Below are 15,456 nucleotides of genomic sequence, written 5' to 3'. Positions count from 1 at the left end.
AACCGGGGCTTACATGAAATTCGTCCGCAGGCTCGTTGCCGCCTTTCTGGTCATCTATCTCCTGCCGGCGCTCGCCTCGGCCGGATGGTGGTATATGAAGGAGCGCCCGCAGAGCTGGCGAGACGCGGATTGGTCGTCGGCGGGCATTCTGCCGCAGCCGGCACAAAGCCCGGATGCGGCCGTCTACATCTTCTCCGCCACCACGGGCGGCCTGAAAGGTGCCGTCGCCAGCCACGCCTGGATCGTCACCAAGGAACAGGGGGACGACGGCTATAACCGTTACGACAAGGTCGGCTGGGGCAAGCCGATCCGCAAGAACGCCTATCCGGCGGATGCCCGCTGGTACTCGAACGAGCCGCGACTTGTTGCGACCGCAAGCGGTGCCGAAGCTCGCAGATTGATCCCGAAGATCGAAGCAGCGATCGCGGCTTACCCCTATTCATCGGCAGGCGGCTACCGGATCTGGCCGGGGCCGAACTCCAACACCTTCGTTGCCCATGTGCTGCGCTCTGTACCGGAGCTCAATGCGGTGCTGCCGCCGGACGCGGTTGGGCGAGATTACCTGCCGGAGGGGAAACTGTTCCAGATCGACGCCGATGGGCGCGATCTGCATGCGACGCTCTATGGCCTTGCGGGTATTTCGGCGGGCATGCGCAGCGGCCTGGAGTTGCATTTCTTCGGCCTCGTTGCCGGTCTCGACATTGCCAATCCAGGCATCAAGATCCCGGCACTCGGGCGTTTCGGCATCTGACGGCACCCATTCCCAGGAATATCAGACCGGGATGCAATTGAAGAATTGGATCGGACATTGCATGGTCCCGCCGCCATTGCGACAAGGACCTCCCCATGCATGAAATTCCGATCAGAAGCTTCGCCGTCTCCGTCGTCATGCTGCGCCAGGCCGGCGACACGCACGAGGTTCTACTTCTGCGCCGCAACGGATCGCTCGAAGGAGAATGGTGCCAGATCGCCGGCGCGATCGAGGCGGATGAAACCGCCTGGCAGGCGGCGCTGCGCGAGGTCAATGAGGAAACCGGGCTGCGCCCGACCCGGTTTTACTCCGCCGACATTTGCGAGCAATTCTATGAGGCCGACCGCAATGCCATCAGCCTTCTGCCCGTCTTCGTCGGCTACGTGCATTCTACGGCGATCGTAACGCTCAATGCGGAGCACAGCGATTTCAGGTGGCCTACCTTCGACGAAGCTGTTCGATTGGTGCCCTTTGCCGGGCAACGGAAGGTTCTGAGGCACATTCAAGAGGAATTCGTCGATCGCGAACCGAGTGCCTGGCTGCAAATCCGCGAAGCGGAAGTGGTAGCCGCCAACGGCTGAGGGCGGTCACCTACAGGGTGGCAAAAAATGGAAAAGGGCCGCGCTAGGCGACCCTTTCCATGAGTTTTGGCCAAGTGGCTGGCCCGGGTTTGGGACCCGAAGGAAGGCGGGGATCAGGTCGAAGGTTGCCTCGACGTGTTCACCTCTCCCATGCCTGTCACGACGACCGAAATCTCATTAGACATTGGATCACCTTCCTTTCTGTTCGTTACCGATCGTTCCAAGGTAGGTGATTTTCGCGGGATTGCAAGATCGACGAAGGTCGTACGTCAGCGCATCGTCATGACGATCTTGCCGATGTGATCGCCCTCTTCCATCATCCGGTGTCCGTCTGCCACTTGTTCGAACGGCAGCACGGCGTGGATGACCGGCGCCACTTTTCCCGCCTCCAGCAACGGCCAGGCGGATGCCAGCAGCCCGTCGCGGATCACTTGCTTCTCCGACGCCGTGCGCGGGCGGAGTGCCGAGCCCATGACGTGCAGGCGCTTGGTCAGGATCGGGGCGATATTGGCGGCCTCGACTTTGGCTCCGCCAAGAAAGGCGATGATCGAGAGCCGCCCGTCCTTGGCAAGCGAGCCGATGTTGCGGTCGAAGTAGCGGCCGCCGACCATGTCGAGAATAACGTCGACGCCGCGGCCGCCGGTTTCCTCAAGCACCACCGACCTGAAGTCCTCGTCGCGATAATTGATCGCGCGTTTCGCGCCGAGCGCCTCGCAGGCCCGGCACTTGTCGGCGCTGCCGGCGGTGACGAAGACCTCTGCGCCCAATGCTTTTGCCAGCTGGATCGCCGTGGTGCCGATGCCACTCGAACCGCCATGAATGAGGATGGTCTCCCCAGCCTTAAGCCCTGCCATATCGAAGACATTGGCCCAAACGGTAAAGAACGTCTCCGGCAACGCCGCCGCCTTCACCGCGTCATACCCCTTCGGCCAGGCAAGCGCCTGCGTCGCCGGCACCGCCGCATATTCGGCATAACCACCGCCATTGGCGAGCGCGCAGACCTTGTCGCCGATCGAAAAACCTTGTGCGCCTTCGCCGAGCGCCGCCACTTCACCGGCGACCTCCAACCCGAGAATCGGGCTTGCTCCCGGCGGCGGCGGATAGTCGCCCTTGCGCTGGAGCACGTCGGGCCGATTGATGCCGGCGGCTTCGACGCGCAGCAGAATGTCGCCGGGTTTAAGCGTCGGCAGCGGTCCCGTCTTGAGCTGCATGTTCTCCGGACCACCGGGGGACGGAAGATCGATGAAGGTCATTTCAGCTGGAAGGGACATGGATATACCTCAAGGATTTTAAAGCGCCAAACCTAGCGCTCGACGCGTCCTGCGGGAAGACCGATCTCGGATCTGTTAGCGCCCCCCCGCCCGTTGACGGGTGATGGGCGGTCAGACGCCGAGCGCCTCCAGAACGAGGCCGCTGGCGCTGGCCTTGGCGCGGGACTTGATCTCTGCGATCCGCGCGCTGACGGCCTGGCCGTCCGAGAAGACGAAGCCCTCCGGCAGCCCGAGAACGGCGATCGAACAACGCATCAATGGAAAATCCTTGGCCGCGCCATCGCGGCCATGACCGCTGATGCGTCCCTCGGCCTGATGCTCCGGCAGGTAAAGCTGGCGCACATCGGAGGCGAAATCGTCCAGCAGGCGGTGAAGGACCGTCTGCAGATCATCGACGGAGCAACCGCTGATGCCGACGAAGAAATCGTCGCCGCCGACATGGCCGAGGAATTTTTCCTCGCCGATGAAGTGCCGCCGCAGAAGGGCTGCGAAAAGGGTGATCGCCAGATCGCCCTTCTGGAAACCGTAGGTATCGTTGAACGGCTTGAAATTGTCGAAGTCGCAGTAGCAGAAATAGCGCGGCTGATCACCGTCGAGGATCGCATCCTGAACGTAATCGCGGATGGCGCGGTTACCGGGCAGCCCGGTCAGCGGGTTCTGCTCCTGCGCCGTCTTCAGCTGCTTCTCGTTGATGATCTTCAGGAGGGACGACGCCGAAAGGATGCCGGCGTAGCGCATGTTCTCGGTCAGGATCACGCAGTCGCTGCCGTCCATCCCAGCAAAGATCTTCAGCATCTCGTCAGCTGGCGTATCGAGATCGGCGATCGGCGCCGGGCTTGCGAAATGCGAGATGCGGCGCTGATAGAGCCGGTTCTTCAGGAGGTCGCGGCCGAAGGGATGATAGATCATCTCCTTGACGTGGTACTCATGCAGGATGCCGCGCGGCTCGCCATTGGCGTTGAGCACCGGAAAGAACGCCTGGCGTGGATTGAGGCGGAAGAGATCGAACACGGATTCGAGCTCGTCGCTTTCGCGCACCGCCGGCAACTGCTCGATCTGCTTGCGGATGAGGATGCTGTCGAGCGTCGCCGACGACCGGTGGCCGCCGCCGTTTAAGGCCAGGTGTGGATAGGCCGGCTGCAATTCACTCAGATGCGTCGTCGGCCGGGCGATGAAATAGCCCTGCACCAGGTCGCAGCCGAGATCGCGGCAGGTCTGGAACTCCGCCTCGGTCTCGACACCCTCGGCAATCACCCGGGTGCCGAGCACATGGGCGGTGTTGACGGTGTGACGCACGAGGTGGCGCTTGCGGGCATCGGCGTCGATGCCGGAAATGAAATGACGGTCGATCTTCACGTAGTCGACGGGTTGATCGCAGAGCAGCTTCAAGCCGTTGAAACCGGCACCGAAATCATCGATGGCCAGCTTGAAACCGGCCAGCCGCAGTTCGCGCACCAGCGCCGAAAAATCCGGCATCTTCCCGCTGTCGAAACGTTCGGACAGCTCGAAACACAAGGACGACGGCGCGATGTTGGCGCGTTTCAGGTGGTTGACGAGGCGCTCGACGATGGCGTTTTCACCGCCGACAAGGCGGGAATCGAAATTCAGGAACAGGGTGCGAGTGGAAAACTCCGGCAGCGTCGCGAAGGCGGCGACTGCTCGGCTGTTGATCATATGCTCAAGCGCCAGCAACTGGCCGGCCTCCTCGGCCTTGTCGAGCAATTCCAAAGGCGAGGTAAAGCCCAGCTTCTGAAAGCCGCGCATCAGCGACTCATAGCCGAAGACGGCACCGGTTGCCGCTTCGATAATCGGCTGGAAGGCGCTTTCGATCACAAGCTTTGCAAGCGTTACGATCTGGTCGTCGCCGAACCGGCGAAGCGAGAGAATTTCGGCGGGGGCGGCGGACATGCCGGGCTCCAGAAGATTGGGAACGGACGATCGGACGGCCGCAGGATGGCGGCCAACGGTCAACGAAGTCTTTCCCCAATATGAAGCTTTGATGAAAGCTATGTGACAGCTTCGCCAGTGCTGGTCATTGTCGAACTCTCTAATAAAATCAGCAGTTTCATCAAATTTTCCGCAACTGCGAAAATGGGCCGCAGCAGGCTCGGTCGAATGCGATAACGGGCGCATGCCGCGACGGAAAAGGATCGCGGAAAGCGCAAGCATCATCGCGCGCCCGTCACGCAAGCGGGACGGGCGTCATGCCAGGCGGAGACAGCGCCACGGCTGAGATGGCGATCGGCCTTGGGGTGCGTCGTTGCACGGGCGGCCCTGTACAGTCGCCCGTGCAATGCGCCAGCCCATCGGCACGCTCTGCCTTCAATCCCACTCGAAAGCGGCGAAGGCGCGCGGGTGGTGTGACTTAGCTCTTCGCCAAAACCCCAAAGGCGATCAGCGACAGGCCCTGCATCACCAGATCGACCGCCAGGAACAGGCCGAGAATCCAGAGGCTGTTGACCGGCCAACCGGCGGCGATGATCAGGCCGGCGACGAGCGTCACCAGACCCCCGAGCGCGACCCATCCCCAGCCCTGGATCGGCCGCAGCTTGAAACTGACCCAGATGCGGAAGCAGCCGGCGACGATCAACGCTATGGCCATCAGGAAAGTGAGCACCGACGAGGCCAGCACCGGATTGATGAAGGCGAAGAGCCCGGCAATGGCGTAGCAGGCGCCGCTCAGGACCCAATAGAGCACGCTGTCCCAGCCCTTGACCTGAAAGGCATGGGCGAGATTGAACAGGCCGCCGATCAGCATGATCAGTCCGACGTAATAGACCGAGGCCACTGTCGCCATCAGCAGGTTGCCGAAGGCAAGACCGCCGCACATGATCAAGAGCACGCCGAGCGCGACGAACCATCCCCATTTGCCGGCAACCGCCGCCTTGCCAGCCGGATCGAATGCATAGGTCATTTCAACCTCCAGTCCTTCGACTATCCAGAACGCCACCACCGGATTGAGCCGGATTTCTCTGCAAAAAGAAAGAGAAATCATCGCAGATTTTTATTGATTGATGAGTCAATCAAAAATAAACTGGCTATCGTCAAGGGAGAGACGGATGCCCAAGGTCGGAATGGAACCGGTGCGCCGCAAGGCGCTGGTGGACGCGGCGCTGCGCGTGATCGGCGACCAGGGCACGCTTGCCGTCACCATGTCCGACATCGCCCGTCGTGCCGGCGTCTCCCCCGCCCTTGCCCATCACTATTTCGGCAGCAAGGAGCAATTGCTGATCGAGACCGTGCGCAGCCTTCTAAGGCAGCTGCGCGACGATACGGTGACGGCGCTAAACGTGGCGCCAACGCCGCGCGAAAAACTGAGCGCGCTGATCCGCGTTTCTTTCCAGGCAAGCCAGTTTGCGCCCGACACCGTCGCCGCATGGCTTGCCTTCTATTCCGAAGCGCAGCGCTCGGAGGACGTGCGCCGTTTCCTCGTCGTCTATGCCCGCCGGCTGCGCTCCAACCTGGTGGCAAACCTCAAGGCGCTTTGCTCCGTCGATGACGCGGAACGCATTGCGGAAGGCGCAGCTGCGATGATCGACGGGCTTTACATCCGCCAGAGTCTGCGCTCCGCGCCGATCGGCATCGAAGCCTCGATCGCGTTGACCGAAGACTACGTCACCTCGCATCTCGATCAGCTCCACCGCCAAGGACGGGCCAAATGACCGCCAGACCGAACATCCTGATCATCATGGTCGACCAGCTGAACGGAAAGTTCTTTCCCGACGGCCCGGCGGATTTCCTGCATGCGCCGAACCTGAAGACCCTTGCCGCCCGTTCCGCCCGCTTTCGCAACAACTACACCTCGTCGCCGCTTTGCGCGCCAGCCCGCGCCTCGTTCATGGCGGGCCAATTGCCGAGCCGCACCCGTGTCTACGACAATGCCGCCGAATACCAGTCGTCGATCCCGACCTATGCCCATCATCTGCGGCGCGCCGGCTATTACACGGCTTTGTCCGGCAAGATGCACTTCGTCGGACCAGACCAGCTGCATGGTTTCGAAGAACGCCTGACGACTGACATTTATCCCGCCGATTTCGGCTGGACGCCGGACTATCGCAAGCCCGGCGAGCGCATCGACTGGTGGTATCACAATCTCGGTTCGGTCACCGGTGCCGGCACCGCCGAGATCACCAACCAGATGGAATATGACGATGAGGTCGCCTTCCTCGCCAACCAGAAGCTCTACCAACTGTCGCGCGAAAACGACGACGCCGGCCGCCGTCCCTGGTGCCTGACCGTTTCCTTCACCCATCCGCACGACCCTTATGTCGCACGCAAGAAATTCTGGGATCTCTATGAGGATTGCGCGCATCTTCTGCCCGAGATCGGCATGCTGCCGGAGGAAGATCAGGACCCGCATTCCAGGCGCATCATGCATTCCTGCGACTACGTCAATTTCGACCTGACGGAAGATAATATCCGCCGCTCGCGACGCGCCTATTTCGCCAACATTTCCTATCTTGACGAGAAGGTCGGCGAACTTCTGGACACGCTGACGCGCACCCGGATGCTCGACAACACCTTGATCCTGTTCTGCTCGGATCACGGCGACATGCTCGGCGAGCGAGGCCTGTGGTTCAAGATGAACTTCTTCGAGGGCTCGGCCCGCGTGCCGCTGATGGCCGCCGGCCCCGGCGTGACGCCCGGGCTGCACCTCGCTCCGACATCGAACCTCGACGTGACACCGACGCTTTGCGAACTCGCCGGCATCTCGATGGACGAAGTGAAGCCCTGGACTGATGGTATCAGTCTGGTGCCGGTCATCAACGGCGAGGAGCGCACCGAGCCGGTGCTGATGGAGTATGCGGCGGAAGGATCCTATGCGCCGCTGGTCGCCATCCGCGAAGGCAAATGGAAATACATCCACTGCGCGCTCGACCCGGACCAGCTCTATGATCTCGAAGCCGATCCGCTTGAGTTGAAGAACCTGGCCACCAATCCCGAAACGCCGGTGCAGGCAGCAACGCTGCAGGCGTTCCAGGACATGCGCGCCGCCCACTGGGATATGGAGGCCTTCGATGCCGCCGTGCGCGAAAGCCAGGCCCGGCGCTGGGTTGTCTATGAGGCGCTGCGGAATGGCGCCTATTATCCGTGGGACCACCAGCCGCTGCAGAAGGCATCCGAGCGCTATATGCGCAACCATATGAACCTCGACAATCTTGAGGAATCCAAACGCTATCCGCGGGGAGAATGACAATGAAAGCCCAACCGCAAGCCTCGCACTTCATCGACGGAGAATATGTCGAGGACATCGCCGGCACCGTCATCGAGAGCATCTATCCTGCGACCGGCGAAGTGATCGCCCGGCTGCACGCGGCAACGCCTGCGATCGTTGAAAAGGCGATTGCCGCGGCCAAGCGCGCCCAGCCCGAATGGGCGGCCATGAGCCCGACCGCGCGCGGCCGCATCCTGAAACGCGCCGCCGAGATCATGCGCGAGCGCAATCGCGAACTTTCCGAGCTCGAAACGCTCGACACCGGCAAGCCGATCCAGGAGACGATCGTCGCCGATCCGACGTCGGGCGCCGACAGTTTCGAGTTCTTCGGCGGAGTCATCGCTACAGCACTCAACGGCGACTACATCCCGCTCGGCGGCGACTTCGCCTATACCAAGCGCGTGCCCCTCGGCGTGTGCGTCGGCATCGGCGCCTGGAACTACCCGCAGCAGATCGCCTGCTGGAAGGGAGCACCGGCGCTTGCTGCCGGCAACGCCATGGTCTTCAAGCCGTCGGAAAACACTCCGCTCGGCGCGCTGAAGATCGCCGAGATCCTTGTTGAGGCCGGCCTACCGAAGGGCCTCTACAACGTCATCCAGGGCGACCGCACCACCGGGCCGCTGCTCGTCAATCACCCCGACGTCGCCAAGGTGTCACTGACCGGTTCGGTGCCGACGGGCAAGAAAGTAGCGGGTGCTGCTGCCGCCGAACTCAAACACGTGACGATGGAGCTTGGCGGCAAGTCGCCGCTGATCGTCTTCGAAGACGCTGATCTCGAAAGCGCCATCGGCGGCGCCATGCTCGGCAATTTCTATTCGACCGGTCAGGTCTGCTCCAACGGCACCCGCGTCTTCGTGCAGAAGAGCATCAAGGACGCATTCCTCGACCGCCTCAAGGCCCGCACCGAAGCCATCATCATCGGCGACCCGATGGACGAGGCGACCCAGCTCGGGCCGATGGTGTCGGGCGCACAACGCGACAAGGTCTTCTCCTATATCGAAAAGGGCAAGTCAGAAGGCGCGCGTCTCGTCACCGGCGGCGGCATCCCGAACGCGGTGAGCGCCGAGGGCACCTATATCCAGCCGACCGTCTTTGCCGACGTCACGGACGACATGACAATCGCGCGCGAGGAAATCTTCGGCCCAGTCATGTGCGTGCTCGACTTCGACGACGAGGCCGAGGTCGTCGCGCGCGCCAATGCCACCGAGTTCGGTCTTTCGGCAGGCGTCTTCACCGCCGACATTACCCGCGCCCATCGTGTGGTCGACCAACTCGAGGCCGGCACGCTCTGGATCAACACCTACAATCTCTGCCCGGTCGAGATCCCCTTCGGCGGCTCTAAGCAATCCGGCTTCGGACGCGAGAATTCCGTGGCGGCGCTCAATCACTACAGCGAGTTGAAGACCGTCTATGTCGGCATGAGCCCGGTGCAGGCGCCGTACTGAAATTAGGGCCTGCCCCTCACCCTCTCCCCGCAAGCGGGGAGAGGGGACTTGCCACACGAGACGTTCGAGAGTGCACGAAATGGTGCGGCAACGTCCCTTCGCCCCGCCCGCGGGGAGAAGGTGCCGGCAGGCGGATGAGAGGCGCATCCCTCGCCGCACCGATGAGGGGCATGCCGCGGACAGCCAGGTAGAAGAAAGAGCACGACCATGCAGGCAGATTACATCATCATCGGCTCCGGCTCTGCCGGTTCTGCGCTCGCCTACCGCCTGTCTGAGGACGGCAAGAATTCAGTGCTCGTGCTCGAATATGGCGGCTCAGATATCGGGCCGTTCATCCAGATGCCGGCAGCGCTTGCCTGGCCGATGAGCATGGACCGCTACAACTGGGGTTATCACTCCGAGCCCGAGCCCAACCTCAACAACAGGCGCATCACCGCGCCGCGCGGCAAGGTCATTGGCGGCTCCTCCTCGATCAACGGGCTGGTCTACGTGCGCGGCCATGCCGAGGACTTCAATCGCTGGGAGGATCTGGGCGCACGCGGCTGGGCCTATGCGGACGTGCTTCCCTACTTCAAGCGCATGGAACATTCCCACGGCGGCGAGGCCGGCTGGCGCGGCACCGACGGACCACTGCACGTCAAGCGCGGGCCGGTGAAGAACCCGCTGTTCCACGCCTTCATCGAAGCCGGCAAGCAGGCGGGCTTCGAGCTCACCGACGACTATAACGGCTCCAAGCAGGAGGGCTTCGGCCTGATGGAGCAGACCGTCTGGCAGGGCCGCCGCTGGTCGGCGGCCAACGCCTATCTCCGGCCGGCGATGAAGCGGCCGAACGTTTCGCTGCTGCGCTGCTTTGCCCGCAAGGTGGTGATCGAGAATGGCCGGGCGACCGGCGTCGAGATCGAACGCGGCGGTAAGATCGAGATCGTCAGGGCGAACCGCGAAGTGATCGTCTCGGCCTCCTCCTTCAACTCGCCGAAACTCCTGATGCTGTCGGGCATCGGTCCGGCGCAGCACCTGAAGGACATGGGTATCGAGGTCAAGGTCGATCGCCCCGGCGTCGGTGCCAACCTGCAAGACCATATGGAGTTCTATTTCCAGCAGGTCTCGACCAAGCCCGTCTCGCTCTATTCCTGGCTGCCCTGGTTCTGGCAGGGGGTCGCGGGCGCCCAATGGCTGCTGTCGAAAGGCGGGCTCGGTGCCTCCAACCAGTTCGAGGCCTGCGCCTTCCTGCGTTCGGCGCCGGGCGTCAGGCAGCCCGATATCCAATACCATTTCCTTCCGGTCGCCATCAGCTACGACGGCAAGGCGGCGGCCAAGAGCCATGGCTTCCAGGTGCATGTCGGCTACAACCTGTCGAAGTCGCGCGGCAACGTCACCCTGCGTTCCTCCGACCCCATGGCCGATCCGGTCATCCGCTTCAACTATATGAGCCATCCGGAGGACTGGGAGAAGTTCCGCCACTGCGTGCGCCTCACCCGCGAGATCTTCGGCCAGCAGGCTTTCGACCAGTATCGCGGGCCGGAAATCCAGCCGGGCGAGAAGGTGCAGACGGACGACGAGATCGACGCCTTCCTGCGTGAGCATCTGGAAAGCGCCTATCATCCCAGCGGCACCTGCCGGATGGGCGCCAAGGACGACCCGATGGCCGTGGTCGACCCGGAGACGCGCGTCATCGGCGTCGACGGTCTGCGCGTGGCCGATAGCTCGATCTTCCCGCACGTCACTTACGGCAACCTCAACAGCCCCTCGATCATGACCGGCGAAAAGGCCGCCGACCACATCCTCGGCAAGCAGCCGCTTGCGCGGTCCAATCAGGAACCCTGGATCAACCCGCGCTGGGCCGTCAGCGACAGATAAGGATTGCTCGATGGCGCCACCTGAGCGCCATCGCCGCCACGATTCCGACAATACGACTGCAACCGACCCGCGGCTGGTGCGGCTTCACACGCCCAAAAGCAGTGAACGACGGCTTCAGAGAAAGCCGATCCAACGGCCGGCCAGCAGCGCGCCGGGCCAGACCAAAAGCGAAATGCCGGCAGACAGGCGGACAGGCCCGGCAACCCGGCCGCCAGCTTCAGCCACCCGCCAGGCATTACTCGATTGCAGGAGGATGGCATTGACCGCGCCAACGGCCAGCAGTGCCAGCTTTGTCAGGAATGCCGGATTGTCCGCATAGGCCGACGGCCGAACGCTGAAGAGACAGAACCCGGTCGCGACTGCCAACACCAGACCGATCGCCGCCGCGCGCGAGAGGAAGGGGCCAAGCACGTCCAGCGACGTGTTGCTGAAGAAGCCAAGCAACCGCAAATCGAGCGGCACGATCGCGCCGACCAGAAGCGCGATCGCCAGGATATGGGTGGCGTTGACGACGAGATAGAGGATCGCGGATCGACGCATTGCCGACGCGAGCGGCCAGGCCGCGATCGCCTCAAGCAGCTCGGCCGCGCTCATCCACCGGTCCGGATGCGGTCCGGATAGATATCGAAGGACTTGCCGGCAACGCTGACGCGGACCGCCTTCAGGCGCTTCTCGCTCGGATCGAGCGAGCGATTGCCGAGAACGACGATCTGATCGCCGACCTTGGCGACACCTTCGACAAAACCGGACCGCTCCGTCTGCCTGGGATTACCCAGCTCGACACGCCACAGCCCGTCCTTTTCGGTTTCGACATGAAGCGTCGGGTGCGGCGGTGCCATCGAGATTTCGCGGATCGTGCCTGAGAGCTCGATCTGGTCGGCTTCGGCCCAGGACCAGCCGTGATGGGCATAGGCGCTGGTGACCAGAAGCATCGTGATCATGCTTCCGGCAAGAACGTGGCGAGGAAAGAACGCGAACATCGGCCACTCCTTCATTTGCCTCGGAGAACTGGAGATTGAACCCGAAGCGGCGGATGGGAAAGCATCTGTCGTTCAATAATTCTTGAGCGAAGGGGGCGGCGTTCGGCGGACCGATGAAGGCCAAGTCACAAACCAAGAACTGATGGTTGCATGATCGCCGTTCAACAGCTTAAAATTTAGCCATTCTTAATCTCCGCCTGTTATGTCTATATCAGACGGAGTGAACGCTTGGCGGATGTGCCATGACGGCAATCGGCTGCAACGATTTTGCGTGCTCCATCGGACCATCGTCATCTCCCTTGCCAAGGCAAGCACGCCAACTGATGGCTAAGCGGTGCGTCCGCAGCCATCGGACGAGGACGAATTTGCCTTGCGGGCAACCCAAGAGCGTTCCCATGACAATCAAAGCACGCCTGCTTATTTGTTTGTCGCTGCTCGCCGTGGCCATGCTGGTCATGATCGTCACGGCATTCAATGCAATGACATCGATTTCCAAGCGCACAGAATCCATCGTTGCCGATCGACTGGTTCCCGTCGACCAGTTGAAGACAGTGTCGGACATGTATGCGGTCGAGATCGTCGACACCACCCACAAGGTGCGCAGCGGCGCTCTCGGCTGGAGCGCCGGCAAGGAAGCGATCACCGCCGCCCTTTCCACGATCGACACGCAATGGCGCGCCTATGAGGCGACCAGGCTGACGCCGAAGGAAAAGACGCTCACGGAGAGCTTCGATAACGCGCGGGCGGCCAGCGACGCTTCGATCCGCGCGCTCATGCAGATCCTCGATCGCCAGGACAAGGCGGAACTCGCGCGCTTCGTCGATACCCGGCTCTACCCCGCAGTCGATCCCCTCGCGGTGCCGATCAGCGAACTGATCAAGCTTCAGCTGTCCGAGGCAAACAACGAACTCAGGGCAGCGATCACTGAAAAGAATGACCTGACGCTTTGGCAAGCGGTGATAGCTGGCCTCGCACTCGCCACACTCGCAGCAACGGTGTGGTTCGTCATCTCCGGACTTTTCCGACCGTTATCGAAGCTGCGCGAAGCCATGCGGCAGCTTGCCGCCGGCAACCTCAAGACGTTGATATCAGGTGAAGGGCGACGGGATGAAATCGGCCAGATGGCAGGTGCCGTCGGCGTGTTCCGCGACAATGCGCTTGAACGCCAAAGACTGGAACAGGACGCGGAGGCGAACCGCTCGCTTTCGGAGCGCGAGCGCGAACAGCGCGAGGCGCAAAAGGCCCGGGAAACTGAGGAAGTGCAGGCGGCCGTCGAAGCACTGGCCTTCGGTCTCGGCCGCCTTGCCGAAGGCGACCTGACCTATCGCATCCGCACGGCGCTTGCCGAGCGCCTCGACGCGCTTCGCACCAACTTCAACAGTTCGGTCGGCAATCTGGAAGATGCACTGCGCTCCGTCGGCGACAATGCCCGCAGCATCAATGCCGGCGCCAGTGAAATCCGCTCCGCGGCGGGCGACCTGTCGAAACGAACAGAACAGCAGGCAGCCTCCGTCGAAGAGACGGCCGCTGCCCTCGACCAGATCGCAACGACAGTCGCCGACGCAAGCCGGCGCGCTGAAGAAGCCGGAAGTCTGGTGACCAGAACCCGCGGCGCGGCGGAGAAATCCGGCGAAATTGTCGGCAATGCCGTCACTGCCATGAGCGGCATCGAGGCCTCTTCTCGAGAAATCTCCAGCATCATCGGCGTCATCGACGACATCGCCTTCCAGACGAACCTTCTGGCGCTGAATGCCGGCGTCGAAGCGGCCCGTGCCGGCGAGGCCGGCAAGGGCTTTGCGGTCGTCGCCCAGGAGGTGCGCGAACTGGCCCAACGCTCGGCCCAGGCTGCCAAGGAGATCAAGGTCCTGATTGCCACCTCCGGCGCCCAGGTCAAATCCGGCGTCAGCCTGGTCCGCGAGACCGGAATGGCACTGGAGGGCATCATTGCCGAGGTGCAGGAGATCAGCGCGCATGTGACGGCCATCGTCGAAAGCGCCCGCGAACAGTCGGCCGGTATCCAGCAGATCAACACGGCGGTCAACTCGATCGACCAGGGCACCCAGCAGAATGCGGCGATGGTGGAGCAGTCGACGGCGGCAAGCCATAGCCTCGCCCGCGAGGCCGGTGCGCTCAACGATCTGCTGATGCGCTTCAAGACCGGCAACGGCCAGGCGCATCCGGCGCATCTCGTGGCGGCTTCCTCCGCCGAACAGGCAACCTCTTCGCCAGCGCGCACGCTCAACCGTCGGCTTGCCGCCGCATACCGCAGCCCTGCGGCCGAACAGGGGAAGGGCTGGGCAGAATTCTAGTTGGCGAGGATGCCCCGTCACCGATTGGAGCGCGGACCGAAAGGCCCGCGCTTTTCATGTAATGGCCGGGTCAACGGCTCAAAGGCAAGTATAAAGTCTAGTAAATTACTAGCTTATCTTCCGTTTTTCGCTGCTTTTCGATCTGAGAGGCAGATTTGCTCCAAACGCCCAGCATTAGAAACCGCTATTTCTGTCCCTTCACACGCGCGGCTGCGATATTCCGACTAAGTTGGAACAGGACGCAGCCATGACCACGTCACCCCGCGATGCCACCGCAAAAGCTTTGAACGAAGCACTTGAAGGCCTGGACCTCGCAGGACGTCTCGCGTTCGTGGCTGAGCTTGAAGGTCGCGCCGTCTTTACCACATCGCTCGGCATCGAGGATCAGGTGATTACCGCCGCCATCGGCACGAACGACCTTTCCATCGAGGTCGCAACGCTGCAGACCGGCCGCCTTTTCAATGAAACCGTGGCGCTGATCGACAAGACGGAAGAGACCTACGGCATCCTTATCAAGCGTTTTCACCCGGAAAGTGCCGATGTCGACGCCTATACCGCGCAGTACGGCGCCAACGGCTTTTACGACAGCGTCGAAGCCAGGCATGCCTGCTGCGACGTGCGCAAGCTGAAGCCGCTGGCGCGTGCACTCGAGGGCGCCGGATACTGGGTCACGGGACTTCGCCGCGGCCAGTCCGGCAATCGGGCAACGACGCCGTTTGCCGAAGCGGATAATGAGCGCGGCCTCATCAAGATCAACCCGCTCGCAGACTGGGACATCGAAACCATCCGTGCTTACGTTGTCGAGAATGGCGTTCCGGTAAACCCACTGCATGCCCGCGGATATCCCTCGATCGGCTGCGAGCCCTGTACCCGCGCCATCAAGCCGGGCGAGCCCGAACGGGCCGGCCGCTGGTGGTGGGAAAACGACGAGAAGCGCGAATGCGGTCTCCACGTCCCCGAGGCAGCCACTTCTGCCATCCCGAATACGAGCAACGTCGCCTGAGGGCAGGCGCACTCCTCAAAAGACAAGATCCTCCCGGAGACTGA

The 15,456-nt window shown here is 62.3% G+C and carries 13 protein-coding genes; 8 read left to right on the top strand and 5 right to left on the bottom strand.

All coding sequences use genetic code 11. The features are described 5' to 3' along the window. The first annotated feature begins 13 nt into the window (after positions 1–13). Positions 14–751 (top strand): DUF3750 domain-containing protein, encoded by a 738-nt coding sequence (locus tag HT585_RS04510; protein ID WP_176351788.1) that lies wholly within the window; start codon positions 14–16, stop codon positions 749–751. A 95-nt stretch (positions 752–846) separates the two neighbouring features. Further along, positions 847–1,332 carry an NUDIX hydrolase gene (locus HT585_RS04505; RefSeq protein WP_176351787.1) on the top strand — a complete coding sequence of 162 codons (486 nt, stop codon included), beginning with the start codon at positions 847–849 and terminating at the stop codon, positions 1,330–1,332. A 269-nt stretch (positions 1,333–1,601) separates the two neighbouring features. On the opposite strand, the gene HT585_RS04500 is transcribed toward HT585_RS04505, so the two are convergent. From HT585_RS04500 to HT585_RS04490, 3 genes are all read right to left on the bottom strand, one after another. After that, positions 1,602–2,603, bottom strand: coding sequence for an NAD(P)H-quinone oxidoreductase (locus HT585_RS04500; protein WP_176351786.1), 1,002 nt, complete (start codon positions 2,601–2,603; stop codon positions 1,602–1,604). 111 nt (positions 2,604–2,714) lie between these two features. Next, a complete protein-coding gene (locus HT585_RS04495) occupies positions 2,715–4,511 on the bottom strand; it encodes a GGDEF domain-containing protein (RefSeq protein ID WP_176351785.1) in 1,797 nt (598 codons plus the stop codon). A 457-nt stretch (positions 4,512–4,968) separates the two neighbouring features. Continuing rightward, positions 4,969–5,517 (bottom strand): HdeD family acid-resistance protein, encoded by a 549-nt coding sequence (locus tag HT585_RS04490; RefSeq protein WP_176351784.1) that lies wholly within the window; start codon positions 5,515–5,517, stop codon positions 4,969–4,971. Positions 5,518–5,662: 145 nt separating this feature from the next. Between HT585_RS04490 and betI the strand changes: the two genes are divergently transcribed. From betI to betA, 4 genes are all read left to right on the top strand, one after another. Then, entirely contained in the window at positions 5,663–6,265 is a 603-nt protein-coding gene (gene betI, locus HT585_RS04485) for a transcriptional regulator BetI (RefSeq protein ID WP_176351783.1), read from the top strand. Then, positions 6,262–7,797: a choline-sulfatase gene (betC, locus tag HT585_RS04480; RefSeq protein ID WP_176351782.1), complete on the top strand. Its 1,536-nt coding sequence runs from the start codon at positions 6,262–6,264 to the stop codon at positions 7,795–7,797. The genes betI and betC overlap by 4 nt, the downstream gene beginning before the upstream one ends. A gap of 2 nt (positions 7,798–7,799) precedes the next feature. Further along, complete coding sequence (gene betB, locus HT585_RS04475; protein WP_176351781.1) at positions 7,800–9,263, top strand: betaine-aldehyde dehydrogenase; 1,464 nt, start codon at positions 7,800–7,802, stop codon at positions 9,261–9,263. Between the two features lie 207 nt (positions 9,264–9,470). Further along, positions 9,471–11,120 carry a choline dehydrogenase gene (gene betA, locus HT585_RS04470; protein ID WP_176351780.1) on the top strand — a complete coding sequence of 550 codons (1,650 nt, stop codon included), beginning with the start codon at positions 9,471–9,473 and terminating at the stop codon, positions 11,118–11,120. Positions 11,121–11,234: 114 nt separating this feature from the next. Here betA and HT585_RS04465 read toward each other — a convergent pair whose 3' ends face one another. Beyond that, positions 11,235–11,714, bottom strand: a complete 480-nt coding sequence (locus HT585_RS04465; RefSeq protein WP_176351779.1) for a DUF2214 domain-containing protein — start codon at positions 11,712–11,714, stop codon at positions 11,235–11,237. Then, positions 11,711–12,100, bottom strand: a complete 390-nt coding sequence (locus HT585_RS04460) for a DUF6152 family protein (RefSeq protein ID WP_176351778.1) — start codon at positions 12,098–12,100, stop codon at positions 11,711–11,713. The genes HT585_RS04465 and HT585_RS04460 overlap by 4 nt, the downstream gene beginning before the upstream one ends. A 395-nt stretch (positions 12,101–12,495) precedes the next feature. Here HT585_RS04460 and HT585_RS04455 point away from each other — a divergent pair, with 395 nt between their 5' ends. Both HT585_RS04455 and HT585_RS04450 read left to right on the top strand, forming a co-directional pair. Further along, positions 12,496–14,409: a HAMP domain-containing methyl-accepting chemotaxis protein gene (locus HT585_RS04455; protein ID WP_281410661.1), complete on the top strand. Its 1,914-nt coding sequence runs from the start codon at positions 12,496–12,498 to the stop codon at positions 14,407–14,409. Between the two features lie 247 nt (positions 14,410–14,656). After that, on the top strand, positions 14,657–15,412 hold the full coding sequence (locus HT585_RS04450) for a phosphoadenylyl-sulfate reductase (protein ID WP_176351776.1): 756 nt from the start codon (positions 14,657–14,659) through the stop codon (positions 15,410–15,412). The last annotated feature ends 44 nt before the right edge of the window (positions 15,413–15,456 follow it).

Source organism: Ensifer oleiphilus (genome assembly GCF_013371465.1).
GTDB classification, from domain to species: Bacteria; Pseudomonadota; Alphaproteobacteria; order Rhizobiales; family Rhizobiaceae; genus Ensifer; species Ensifer oleiphilus.
This window is presented reverse-complemented; position numbering and strand designations above follow the sequence as displayed.

Bases quoted from the DNA above. Each gene is read 5' to 3' on its own strand.
- HT585_RS04495 (WP_176351785.1), bottom strand. From the start codon at position 4,511: ATGTCCGCCGCCCCCGCCGAAATTCTCTCGCTTCGCCGGTTCGGCGAC.
- betC (WP_176351782.1), top strand. From the start codon at position 6,262: ATGACCGCCAGACCGAACATCCTGATCATCATGGTCGACCAGCTGAAC.
- betI (WP_176351783.1), top strand. From the start codon at position 5,663: ATGCCCAAGGTCGGAATGGAACCGGTGCGCCGCAAGGCGCTGGTGGAC.
- HT585_RS04465 (WP_176351779.1), bottom strand. From the start codon at position 11,714: ATGAGCGCGGCCGAGCTGCTTGAGGCGATCGCGGCCTGGCCGCTCGCG.
- HT585_RS04450 (WP_176351776.1), top strand. From the start codon at position 14,657: ATGACCACGTCACCCCGCGATGCCACCGCAAAAGCTTTGAACGAAGCA.
- HT585_RS04455 (WP_281410661.1), top strand. From the start codon at position 12,496: ATGACAATCAAAGCACGCCTGCTTATTTGTTTGTCGCTGCTCGCCGTG.
- HT585_RS04500 (WP_176351786.1), bottom strand. From the start codon at position 2,603: ATGTCCCTTCCAGCTGAAATGACCTTCATCGATCTTCCGTCCCCCGGT.
- betA (WP_176351780.1), top strand. From the start codon at position 9,471: ATGCAGGCAGATTACATCATCATCGGCTCCGGCTCTGCCGGTTCTGCG.
- HT585_RS04510 (WP_176351788.1), top strand. From the start codon at position 14: ATGAAATTCGTCCGCAGGCTCGTTGCCGCCTTTCTGGTCATCTATCTC.
- HT585_RS04490 (WP_176351784.1), bottom strand. From the start codon at position 5,517: ATGACCTATGCATTCGATCCGGCTGGCAAGGCGGCGGTTGCCGGCAAA.
- betB (WP_176351781.1), top strand. From the start codon at position 7,800: ATGAAAGCCCAACCGCAAGCCTCGCACTTCATCGACGGAGAATATGTC.
- HT585_RS04460 (WP_176351778.1), bottom strand. From the start codon at position 12,100: ATGTTCGCGTTCTTTCCTCGCCACGTTCTTGCCGGAAGCATGATCACG.
- HT585_RS04505 (WP_176351787.1), top strand. From the start codon at position 847: ATGCATGAAATTCCGATCAGAAGCTTCGCCGTCTCCGTCGTCATGCTG.